Origin of the sequence: Bacillus sp. RB3 (genome assembly GCF_030164735.1) — a bacterium.
GTDB classification, from domain to species: domain Bacteria; phylum Bacillota; class Bacilli; order Bacillales; family Bacillaceae_G; genus Bacillus_A; species Bacillus_A cereus.
The window spans coordinates 100,803-112,775 of record NZ_JASNGE010000015.1; the positions used below are offsets into that span (position 1 = coordinate 100,803).

Sequence of the window (11,973 nt, forward strand, 5' to 3'; positions counted from 1 at the left end):
AAGGAGTGGTATGATGAGTAAAGGACCGCAAAAGGGATCGCCTCGTTGGATGACGACTTTTACAGATTTAACGATGTTATTATTAACTTTCTTTGTATTACTAGTTGCTACATCAAAGCAAGATGCAGTAAAATTGTCAAAGATGCTTGAAAAGTTTAGTGATACGGGGCAAGTAGATGCAAAAGTAATGGAAAATACAATACCGGATATTTCACATGAAAAAAATGATGAAAAAATGATTTCAAAAAAGAGAATGGATGAATTATATAAGAAGTTAAAAGCATATGTAGATAATAATGGTATTAGTCAAGTGAATGTATATCGAGAGGATACAGGGGTAAGCGTCGTTATAGTAGATAATTTAATATTTGATACAGGCGATGCGAACGTTAAGCCCGAAGCGAAAGGGATAATAAGTCAATTAGTTGGATTTTTTCAATCCGTACCTAACCCAATTGTTGTAGAGGGACATACAGATAGTAGACCTATTCATAACGAGAAATTCCCTTCTAATTGGGAGTTATCTTCAGCACGAGCGGCAAATATGATTCACCATTTAATTGAAGTGTATAATGTGGACGATAAAAGGCTAGCTGCGGTAGGATATGCAGACACAAAGCCAATTGTACCAAATGATTCACCGCAAAACTGGGAAAAAAACCGTCGCGTTGTTATTTATATAAAAGAGTAGTATATTATTATTTTAATAATAAAATAATAAAAACACGAAAATTCTTTTAAAAAAATATTAAATTTTATCATTTTATTTTGTATAATGAGTGAGAATGATAAGGTGAAATATTAAGATATATTTATACATAGAAGGAGAGAATTAAAAAGAATGGCACATAAAATTTTAGTAGTAGACGATGCGATGTTTATGCGAACGATGATTAAAAACTTATTAAAAAGTAATGCTGAATTTGAAGTTATTGGCGAAGCAGAGAATGGGGTAGAAGCAATTCAAAAGTATAAAGAACTTCAACCTGATATTGTAACATTAGATATTACTATGCCAGAAATGGACGGGCTTGAAGCATTAAAAGAAATTATTAAAATTGATTCAAGTGCAAAGGTTGTTATTTGTTCTGCAATGGGACAACAAGGTATGGTATTAGATGCAATTAAGGGCGGGGCAAAAGACTTTATTGTAAAGCCATTCCAAGCGGATCGTGTAATTGAAGCTTTAACAAAAGTAGCAAATAGTTAATATAGAAGGGGTGCCACAAGGAATCAAAACAGTGATAGCGGATCGACGTGTGGCCCCCTTTTTTCTCATTGTAAAACACTAAATTGTTATACATAAATGAAATGTTTGTTAGACAGGTAGGGGATAAAAATGCAAACAGATCTATTAAATATATTTTTCGAAGAGTCAGAAGAACATTTACAGTCGCTAAATGAAAATGTGCTAGTGTTAGAACAAAATCCTGCTGATATGGATGTTGTAGGAGAAATATTCCGATCCGCTCATACATTCAAAGGTATGTCTGCGAGCATGGAATTTACGGAAATGGCTGATTTAACGCATAAGATGGAAAATGTGTTAGATGAAATTCGTCATGGAAATATAGTTGTAAATGCGGATATTATTGATGTGATTTTTGAGTGCATTGATAATTTGGAGAAGATGGTTGCAGATGTGCAACAAGGTGGAATGGGCAATATTGATGTAGCCTCAACTAAACAGAAATTAGAAGCATTATTGAACGGCAATGTAGAAACTCCTACGGAACATATAGAGCAAAATCATATAGACACCGATGATGCAGTTTCGCATGAAGTGCATATAACAGTTGAACAGCAAGCAATTTTAAAAGCGGTACGTGCTATTATGTGTATTGAAGCATTGCAAAATGTAGGGAATATACAAAAAACAGCTCCGAGTATTGAAGAAATTGAAGCAGATGCTTTCGGATTTGAATTTACAGTATTTATGGATACTGATTGTAGTATAGAAGAATTGAAACAAGTAGTACTTCATGTTTCTGAAATTGAGAAAGTGGAAGTAAAGCAAGGAGAACCTATATCGAAGGAAGTAGCTTCTAAAAAAGTCGTTACACAAGAAGTTGTGCAAGTAGAAGGAAAGCTACAACCAGCTGTGGCTACGCAGGTAGAATCACCAATAGAGGCAACGAATCAACCTTCAAGTGCTATGCCAGCTAAAAGTACTACAAAAACGAAAAATGCTAAAGTGGAGAATCGTTCAATTCGTGTTCAATTAGAGAAAATCGAAAGATTAATGAATATGTTTGAAGAAAGTGTAATTGAACGTGGGCGCATTGATGAATTGGCTCAAACGATTCAAAACAAGGAGCTAATTGAACATTTAAATCGATTAGGCGATATTTCAAAAGATATTCAAAATGTACTATTAAATATGCGTATGGTGCCGATTGAAACTGTGTTCAATCGTTTCCCGCGTATGGTACGTATGTTAGCGAAAGATTTAGGGAAAAAAATCGATTTACAAATTACAGGTGAAGATACTGAAGTAGATAAAATTGTTATTGATGAAATCGGTGATCCGCTCGTTCATTTAATTCGAAATGCAATCGATCACGGTGTTGAAACTGTTGAAAAACGACGTGATGCAGGTAAAAATGAGACAGGTACGATTAAATTAGAAGCCTTTCATAGTGGAAATCATGTCGTTATTCAAATTACGGATGATGGAAACGGTATTAATAAAGGGAAAGTATTAGAAAAAGCGATTAAAAATGGCGTTGTAACTGAAGCAGATGCGAATAGATTAACAGATCGTGAAGTGTTTGATCTTATTTTCCAACCGGGATTTAGTACAGCTGAAGTTGTATCAGATCTTTCAGGACGCGGTGTCGGATTAGATGTTGTAAAACATACGATTCATAGTTTAGGTGGACATTTAATTATTGATTCTGAGGAAGGAAAGGGAAGTACATTTAGAATTGAACTTCCATTAACGTTATCTATTATTCAATCTATGCTTGTTCAAACGAATGATAAGCGTTATGCTTTACCTCTTGGAAATATCGTTGAAGCAATTCGAATTAAGAGAGAAGACATCCAATCCTTACAAGGAAAAGATGTATTAAATTATCGTAATCAAATTATTGAAGTGAAACATTTAAGTACTGTATTTGGTGAAAAAACAGTAGATGAGGCGTTTGCGTCATATGATGGTCAAATGGTTCCTGTGTTAATTGTTCGTAACACACATCGCAGCTATGGACTTATTGTAAACACAATTATCGGTCAAAGAGAAATAGTCTTAAAGTCATTAGGTGACTTCTTTGCAGAGAGTTCTAACTATTTCTCTGGTGCGACGATTCTCGGTGATGGACGAGTGGTCCTCATTTTAAACCCAGAAGGTTTATAATAGGAATGAAGGAAAGCTCCCCACTTGTATACAATTGGGGAGCTTTTTGGCTAATCGTTACGAATCTAATAATGGGATACATAGTAACGTTTTATACTAATGAGTTTGCTAAAATAAAATAAGAGTTTATATTATTTGATAGAAAAACAGAAATGAGGAGGCAGGGAAAATGCCTGAGCAACACACAAAAGGGGATACGAGCACGATTGTGCTAGAAAAAGAAAATGAGCATTTAACGCCCCAAGAATGCGATATTCTTGGCGAAATTGCAAATATATCATTTGGTTCAGCTTCGACTGTATTATCAACAATTTTAAATAGGCAAGTAAGCATTACTGCTCCTCGTATAGAGTTGGTAGATTTATATGATTCAAGAGATGTCGAAGTTCCACATGTTGTATTAAACATTCATTTTACAAAAGGATTAGATATGGAAAACCTTCTTGTTCTTAAGCAAGATGTTGCATTGTCCATTGCTGATTTAATGATGATGGGAACAGGTGAAGTCGAGGACGGAAAAGAACTTGGTGAATTAGAGCTAAGTGCTGTACAAGAAGCGATGAATCAAATGATGGGATTCGCAGCTACATCTATGTCGGAATTCTTCCAAGATACAGTAGATATGTCTCCGCCGACGATTAAAGTTGTAAAGTTATCAGAAGAAATGGAGAAAATCTCTGAAATCGATGGGAATCATACGATTGTTAAAGTATCGTTTGATTTAAAGATAGATAATCTTGTAAACTCTAAACTTGTACAAATTGTTTCAGTTGAGCATGCGAAACAAATGGTAAATAAATTAATGCAATTATCTGGTGGAGTAGAAGAAACAGACGAACCAGCAGAAGTAGTGGAAACTGAGATTGTAGAAGAAAAAATTGAAAAAGAGCATTTAACACAAGAAGAGAAAGATGTTCTTGGTGAAATTGCAAATATTTCAATTGGTTCCGCTTCAACAGTATTGTCAACACTTTTAAATCAGCCAGTTTCAATTAGTACACCAAATGTAGAAGCAATCAATGTTCGTCATTATGATGGAGTACCAGTACCATTTGTTATTTTAAATGTCGACTTTGTTGAAGGGCTAAAGAATGAGAATGTATTTGTATTTACGAAAGATGTTGCCTTAACAATGGTAGATTTAATGATGATGGGAACAGGGGAAGTTGACCCAGAAAAAGAGCTTACTGAATTAGAACTGAGCGGTATTAAAGAAATTATGAACCAAATGATGGGTCATGCTGCTACGGCGATGTCAGAAATGTTTCAAGAAAAAATGGACATGACGCCGCCAAATGTTAAATTTGTAACGTTAAAAGAAGAAATGGAATATTTGGGAGAGTCAATGGAAGTGGACGAACTCGTTCAAATTACGTTCAATCTTGAAATTGGCGATTTGCTTCAATCGAAGATGTATCAAATTTTGCCAATTTCCGAAGCGAAAGAAATGGTAAGGCGACTTCTGTATCCGATGGTGGAAGAAGAAGAGATTGCCACAGAAGAAATTGAAGAAGAAAAAATTGTAGAACCAGTTGTGCAACCTATTGAATTTAAAGAAGTAAAACAAATGGAACCAGTATATATGGACACGTCCATTCTACAAAATGTAGAAATGAACGTGAAATTTGTATTTGGAAGTACAGTGAAAACGATTCAAGATATATTAAGTTTACAAGAAAATGAAGCAGTTGTACTAGATGAGGATATTGATGAACCGATTCGTATTTATGTAAATGATGTATTAGTGGCGTATGGTGAACTTGTAAATGTAGATGGATTTTTTGGAGTAAAAGTGACGAAATCACTATAAGGCATTGAAATAGGAGTTTGAACTAGTAGATGAAAAACGTAAAGTTTTTTCTAATGAGTTGGCTATGCATACATGTGTGCTTGTTCTTCCCCTTGCAAAGTCAGGCTGAGGAACAAATTGAGTCAGATCAAAAAATAAATGAAGTGAATGTACAAGAAGAAAATAAGGAATCTCAAGAATCGTCAGAACAAGTGGAAACGAAGCAAGATGAAGAGAAACAAAAAGAAGCAGAGCAACAAGAAGTAGTAAATAAACAATTGAATGAAAGAAAGATAGAAACAGAACAAGGAATTATTACAGTAAATAAGCCGGAGCTTAAAGTTGGCGAAGAAGTGCGAATTGCTGTAGAACCAAATGTGAAAAACATTCAAAGCATGAAAGGTATATTGCAGTTACAAAAAAATGGCGAGCAATATGCGCAAGAAAGAATACTATCTTTTGAGTATGATGAAGAAACGAAGATCTGGGTTGCTAACTATAAAGCAGGGGATTTTGATTTGCAAGGTGATTGGAATCTTCAGCTCGTTCAAAGTTACAAAGAGAATGAGAAAGAAGAGCTCATAAAAAATGAAGTGAAAGTCCCGCTCATTCGTATTAAAAATGAAACGCCAACTATAGATAAAGAATTGCCAAAGTTACAGAAAGTTACTATTGATGAAGTAAAAGAGAACTTAGTTGAACGAAAACAGGGAGATTCTATACATATACGAGTAAAAGCGTCAGATATAGAATCGGTTGTAAAAGAAGTGCGCGTTACATTAAAAGGGAAAGAAAATAAAGAGCTTTCGTTTTTATTAGACTACAACAAGCATGATATGGATTGGCAAAAAGTATTTGAAATAACAGAAGCATTGCCGGCTGGATCATACGAATTACTTGTAGAGATAATAGATGCAGCAGGTAATAAACTTGTTGAAGAAAGTGAATATACCATTTCTGTTTTGGCGCCAAAAAACGAAGATGATAAAAAGATAGAAGAGAAAGAAGATAAATTAGATAATAAACTAGAAAATGAATTAGAAGATAAGAAAGAAAATGAGAAGCAAGAAGATTTGAAAATCAAAAACCCGCTTCCAGAAGAAAAATTGCCAGTTGTTCAAATTCCGAAGCAAGATGAGAAAGTAAATAAGTTTATAAAAGAACCGTTGAAAGAGAAAGAGGAATTTACTTACGTTATAAAAGAGCCGTTCGAAGACAACAAGGAAGTACATAAGGCGAAGGACCAAAAAGAGAAAAATAACAAACAAGTTGTCTCTAAAAAGAAAGAACAAAAAGAAGAAACGAAAGACAAGGAAGAAGAAAAAGGTGAACAGGGAGTACAAGCTTCGGATGTATTTACTATCATGTCAGGTTTATTCGTACTGTTTTTAGTTTTAAAGAGTAATAAAGAATGGGGCTAATTATTTCATAGTAGTGGAGGCGCTTAAATGGAGATTAAACGTACGACAATTGAAGATAAGACGCTACAACCATTAAAACAGCCTGCAGCTATTTCGGAACATGAAATCCAGAAAGAACGAAAGCGTAGCAATTTAGTGTTTACTGGACAGTCTAAAATTATTTCGAAAAATAATGAAATAGGTATTTTACTTGCAAGTTTAAGTGATGGAAAGATTATGAAGGAAATACTTTCTAAAGAGATGGATACGGTGTTACAACTTTTTAAAAAGTTACATACATTATCTCAAGAAGGAAAGCAATCAGAAAAAGTGTTTGAACAAGTAATTAGAAGCCTACAAGGACTTATTAAGCAGGCGCACATAAAAGAACTTCCTTTGTTAGATGGAACATATGATTTCGCTGAAGTACAACTATCATTTGGTAGAAAAGTACATATTCCTTTACTAGATGTAAGTGCACTCATCTCTAGAGTGGAAAGTGATTCCTCAGAAGGAAATATAAATTTGATGGTAACGGTTATTACTGCTTATATAACGAAATTGTCTAACGAAACGATTTTAATTAGCGTTACAGACCGCATTGCTAAAGATCGGGATGTAAGTGTATGGAGAGCGCTTGCGGAAATGAACATGACACAATTATCACAGGCATTGAAACAAACGATGCAAGAACATAAATGGTCTATGACGTTTCTTTTTCTCTTCATATGGATTGTCGGTATTATTTTAATTCGAGTTATGTAAAAGAGGTCGTCACTCCATTGTGACGACCTCTTTTATATTTTTTCGTAGAAGAATGTATCAAATCGCTGAAGATTGTAACGTTCGGGTGTTAAAATTTGTTCCGTACTACCAACAAATAGTACACCGCCTTTTCGTAAAGAACGACTAAATTTTTCGTAAAGTTTTATTCTTGCTTCTTCTGTGAAATATATCATTACATTACGACAAATAATCAAATCATAATTTGTATCGAATGACTGCATTAAAAGGTCGTGTTGTTTAAACGAGACGTTTTGTTTAATGTTTTGATGCAATGAATATAGATCATTCTCTTTTGTGAAATGACGTTCTTTCAAATCAGTAGGTAATTCCTTTAACGAACGTTCTGTATATTGAGCGCGTTTTGCGGTTTCTAAAATATGAAAATCAAGATCTGTTGCTTGAATTTCAAAACGAAATGGAGCTAGATGTTTTGATAAAATTAAAGAGAGTGTATATGGTTCTTCACCAGCAGCGCAAGCGGCACTCCATACCTTTAATTTTCCGCTATTTTGTTCGAGTAATTTTGGTAGTGCTTTCGACTCTAAAGTTTGCCATCGTTCTTTATTTCTAAAAAACTCTGAAACGTTAATTGTAATATAGTCAATAAAATTTAAAAATAAATTTTGATCAGCGCGTAATTTGTTTAAAAAATTAGTGTAGTTTTCGAAGCCTTTTCTCGAAATGAAAGCATCGATTCTACGGCGCATTCTATCTTGTTTATATGAAGCGATGTCCATATTGAATTGTTGTTTAAAACTCGCTATAAAATGATCGTAATCTTGTTCAATTATCATATTTACAATGGGCACAATAATGATATTGTGCCTCCCCCTTTACATCATACGAATTTTTTGTTCAAAGCTTTTTTTCGTTTGCTTTTCATGTAATCCTGGTAAATCATAAATGACAGCATCAATACCTGCTTCTTTTGCAACATCGACAGGGATGACAGATGTATGTTTGTCACCATTATAAAAACAAAGAACTAAATCAGTGTCTTCAATAATTTGTTTAACAAAAAACATATAATCTGATCGGTAAATGGAGTCAGAAGGATGATCAAAAGCAACATATTCGGCTCCGTGTTTTTTTAAGTAATCAACGACTTCTTGAAATTCATCTGTTATTGCTTGCAATGGTTGCAGCGTGTAAAGGCATAAATTTTGAGCGAGTCTTTCATTCTCAACGAAAAAACGAAGAACCTCATTTTCAATAGATTTATAACATAATATGTAAATTTTATGTTTGTGAGCATAGTCAGTTAAAAATTTTTTAATTTCTTCTTGATCTAATGCTGTTAATTGATTTGAACCACAAAGGAAAATATTCATAGAATTGTGCCACCTCATGCTAAATTGTAACATATCTTTTATAAAAAATAACTGCAAAATATTACTGTTCAGAGTATAATTATAAATAACTGGATTTTACGATTAAGTTTAGGAAGAAATAAAAAAAATAAATAGGTGATATATATGCTACGTTCTATCTCGCATAATCCAATTTTATCGCATATACCGCCTGCTACTCAAATGCCGAAAGAAGCAAATGTCAGGACAGGACTTGCATTTTCGGATAATTTGCATGCAGATCCGAAAAAAGATAAATTACTAGAACAAATGGAAGCGTTTGTCGATAATATTGGAGAAATTAAAGAGAAAATTGAAATGGAATTAACGCTTGATAATGTAATGGAATACAAAAATACAGTAAAATCATTTTTGAATTTTTACGTGGATAATGTATTGCAGTATAAAGATGTCATGTCTCGTCACCCGCGTTACGGATATTCACAGAAAATGACGATTGTGAAACAGGCAGAAATGGGATTGAATGAATTAGAAGATGTTATGAATTTAATTAATACGAAAACAGGACATTTAGAAATGTTAAATCAAATTGGAGAAATCCATGGTTTAATTGTGAATTTAGTCTTGTAAAAGGAAGGAAGCTATATGTACATACAATTATATGAAAAACTCGTTATTATTCAAAAAGCGTATGAAAATATTCAAGCGCTTGGAGAGCAAATATATGAGAATTTAAAAAATAAAAATGTAAATGCAGTTCAAAAGTTGCAAGTAGAGCAATTACAGTACATTGATGGTTTAAAAGGGTTATCAAGCTCATTTGAAGAAATGGTTGTTCAGTTCTGCAAAGAACAAGGGGTTGAATCGTTTCGTGTAAGTGCGTTATTTTCGTATTTTTCTCAAGAAGAAATTGAAAAAATGGAAGAATTACAAAAAAACGTAACTGAATTAGAAGAGAATGTAAAAATGATTCTTTTGAAAAATCAATATTACTTAAACGTACTATTAAAAACTACAGAAAGTATTGTGGATTCTGTTTCTGAATATAACTTAGAGCGAAACAATAATTCGCAAATCTTTATGAATGAACTATTGTAAAGGAGAAGTGAAGCTTTATGAGATTATCTGATTATAATACACCGCTATCGGGTATGTTAGCGGCTCAAATGGGGTTACAAACAACGAAACAAAACTTGTCTAACATTCATACACCGGGTTATGTTCGTCAAATGGTGAATTACGGATCTGCTGGAGGAAGTAAAGGGTATGCACCAGAACAAAGAATAGGGTATGGTGTACAAACGTTAGGTGTTGATCGTATTACAGATGAAGTGAAGACAAAGCAATATAATGATCAAATGTCACAGTTCTCTTACTATGCATATATGAATTCTACTTTGTCGCGAGTAGAGTCTATGGTAGGAACGACAGGTAAAAATTCATTATCTAGTTTAATGGATGGGTTTTTCAATGCTTTTCGTGAAGTTGCAAAAAATCCGGAGCAATCAAATTACTACGATACATTAATTGCTGAAACGGGGAAGTTCACAAGTCAAGTAAGTCGTCTTGCGAAAAACTTAGATACAGTGGAAGCACAGACGACAGAAGATATTGAAGCGCATGTTAATGAATTTAATCGACTTGCTGCTAGTTTAGCAGAAGCGAATCATAAAATTGGGCAAGCAGGTACACAAGTACCAAATCAACTATTAGATGAACGTGATCGTATTATGACAGAAATGTCTAAGTATGCAGATATAGAAGTATCGTATGAAGCTACAAATCCTAATATTGCAAGTGTTAGGATGAATGGTGTTTTAACTGTAAATGGTCAAGATACATACCCACTTCAATTACAGAAGGATAAAAAGCCAATGTCTGTACAAATATCTGGAACAGATATCCCATTAAGTGGTGGAACAATTTTATCGGCAATTGATACGAAAGCAAAGATTACAAATTATAAAGATAATCTGAATGAGTTTGTAAATTCGTTAAAAAAACAAGTGAATAATACTATGAAGAAAGAGTTTTTTGTAGGAGAAGATGCGAAGAAGCTTGAATTGAATCCTGATTTTATAAAAGATATTTCAAAAATGAAAATTTCGGCTGAAACTGCCAACAACCTTGCGGCTATTACAGATAAAGGCTATAAGGATGGACTTACATATAAGCAAGCCTTAGATCAATTTTTAGTTGGTGTAGCCTCTGATAAAAGTTCAGTAAATGCATATCAAAATATTCATAAGGATTTATTAGAAGGTATCCAGCAAGAAAAGATGAGCATCGAGGGCGTAAATATGGAAGAAGAAATGGTTAATTTAATGGCCTTCCAGAAGTACTTCGTGGCGAATTCTAAAGCTATAACTACTATGAATGAAGTGTTTGATAGTTTGTTTTCGATTATTAGATAAGGAGTAGTCATGTATAGTTGGTAATTGGAAATATTTAAGGAGGAGATAGAAATGAGAGTATCTACATTTCAAAATGCAAACTGGGCAAAGAATCAGTTGATGGATTTAAATGTGCAACAGCAATACCACCGAAATCAAGTAACCTCAGGGAAGAAAAACCTTCTTATGAGTGAAGATCCACTTGCAGCAAGTAAATCATTTGCGATTCAACATTCATTGGCAAATATGGAGCAAATGCAGAAAGATATAGCGGATTCAAAAAATGTATTAACACAAACTGAAAATACTTTACAAGGTGTTTTGAAATCTTTAACAAGAGCAGACCAATTAACAGTACAAGCATTAAATGGGACAAATAGTGAAAAAGAATTGCAGGCTATTGGTGTAGAGATTGATCAAATTTTAAAACAGGTCGTCTATTTAGCGAATACAAAAGAACAAGGTCGTTATATTTTCGGTGGTGATAGTGCAAAAAATCCGCCATTTACAGAAGATGGTACGTACCAAGGTGGAAAAAATGATGTGAACTGGCAATTAAATGACGGTTATGAATTCAAAGCGTTCCGTAACGGAGAAGCATTATTATCCCCGGTTATAAAAACGTTAAAACAGATGAGTGAAGCGATGAAAAACGGTGACCAAAAAGCATTAAAACCGTTATTGGAAGGAAATAAGCAAAACTTAGATGGCATCATTAACCGTACAACTGAAGTTGGTTCGACAATGAACACAATGGAGACGTTTAAAACAATTTTAAACGAGCAAAATGTAGCACTTCAAGAAAACCGTAAAGAAATTGAGGATGTTGATTTAGCTGTCGCAATTTCTGATTTAGCTTATATAAACGCAACATACGAAGCAACATTAAAAGCTGTTAGTACGATGAGTAAAACGAGTATTTTAGATTACATGTAAA

Annotated in this window: 12 protein-coding genes; 10 read left to right on the forward strand and 2 right to left on the reverse strand. The window is 33.7% G+C overall.

Going from position 1 to position 11,973, the window contains the following annotated elements; all coding sequences use genetic code 11:
* The first annotated feature begins 13 nt into the window (after positions 1-13).
* The 6 genes from QO049_RS19385 to QO049_RS19410 all read left to right on the forward strand — a co-directional run bounded on the left by QO049_RS19385 (position 14) and on the right by QO049_RS19410 (position 7,312).
* A complete protein-coding gene (locus tag QO049_RS19385) occupies positions 14-691 on the forward strand; it encodes an OmpA family protein (protein WP_000033627.1) in 678 nt (225 codons plus the stop codon).
* A gap of 150 nt (positions 692-841) precedes the next feature.
* A complete protein-coding gene (locus QO049_RS19390; RefSeq protein WP_000940568.1) occupies positions 842-1,210 on the forward strand; it encodes a response regulator in 369 nt (122 codons plus the stop codon).
* A 129-nt stretch (positions 1,211-1,339) separates the two neighbouring features.
* Positions 1,340-3,358 carry a chemotaxis protein CheA gene (locus tag QO049_RS19395; protein ID WP_001192611.1) on the forward strand — a complete coding sequence of 673 codons (2,019 nt, stop codon included), beginning with the start codon at positions 1,340-1,342 and terminating at the stop codon, positions 3,356-3,358.
* A 169-nt stretch (positions 3,359-3,527) separates the two neighbouring features.
* Entirely contained in the window at positions 3,528-5,168 is a 1,641-nt protein-coding gene (locus QO049_RS19400) for a flagellar motor switch protein (RefSeq protein ID WP_001115009.1), read from the forward strand.
* 29 nt (positions 5,169-5,197) lie between these two features.
* Positions 5,198-6,568: a hypothetical protein gene (locus QO049_RS19405; RefSeq protein ID WP_000800082.1), complete on the forward strand. Its 1,371-nt coding sequence runs from the start codon at positions 5,198-5,200 to the stop codon at positions 6,566-6,568.
* 27 nt (positions 6,569-6,595) lie between these two features.
* A complete protein-coding gene (locus QO049_RS19410) occupies positions 6,596-7,312 on the forward strand; it encodes a hypothetical protein (RefSeq protein ID WP_000403960.1) in 717 nt (238 codons plus the stop codon).
* 32 nt (positions 7,313-7,344) lie between these two features.
* On the opposite strand, the gene QO049_RS19415 is transcribed toward QO049_RS19410, so the two are convergent.
* Both QO049_RS19415 and QO049_RS19420 read right to left on the reverse strand, forming a co-directional pair.
* Positions 7,345-8,127 (reverse strand): CheR family methyltransferase, encoded by a 783-nt coding sequence (locus QO049_RS19415; protein WP_000582872.1) that lies wholly within the window; start codon positions 8,125-8,127, stop codon positions 7,345-7,347.
* Between the two features lie 39 nt (positions 8,128-8,166).
* On the reverse strand, positions 8,167-8,664 hold the full coding sequence (locus QO049_RS19420) for a hypothetical protein (protein WP_001020111.1): 498 nt from the start codon (positions 8,662-8,664) through the stop codon (positions 8,167-8,169).
* A 144-nt stretch (positions 8,665-8,808) separates the two neighbouring features.
* Here QO049_RS19420 and QO049_RS19425 point away from each other — a divergent pair, with 144 nt between their 5' ends.
* From QO049_RS19425 to QO049_RS19440, 4 genes are read left to right on the forward strand one after another with little or no spacing between them, the layout of a single operon-like run.
* Complete coding sequence (locus QO049_RS19425) at positions 8,809-9,273, forward strand: YaaR family protein (RefSeq protein ID WP_000946323.1); 465 nt, start codon at positions 8,809-8,811, stop codon at positions 9,271-9,273.
* A gap of 15 nt (positions 9,274-9,288) precedes the next feature.
* Positions 9,289-9,741 (forward strand): hypothetical protein, encoded by a 453-nt coding sequence (locus tag QO049_RS19430; protein WP_000275878.1) that lies wholly within the window; start codon positions 9,289-9,291, stop codon positions 9,739-9,741.
* Positions 9,742-9,758: 17 nt separating this feature from the next.
* Positions 9,759-11,057 carry a flagellar hook-associated protein FlgK gene (gene flgK / locus QO049_RS19435; RefSeq protein WP_001239698.1) on the forward strand — a complete coding sequence of 433 codons (1,299 nt, stop codon included), beginning with the start codon at positions 9,759-9,761 and terminating at the stop codon, positions 11,055-11,057.
* A 51-nt stretch (positions 11,058-11,108) separates the two neighbouring features.
* A complete protein-coding gene (locus QO049_RS19440) occupies positions 11,109-11,972 on the forward strand; it encodes a flagellar hook-associated protein 3 (RefSeq protein ID WP_001266411.1) in 864 nt (287 codons plus the stop codon).
* The last annotated feature ends 1 nt before the right edge of the window (position 11,973 follow it).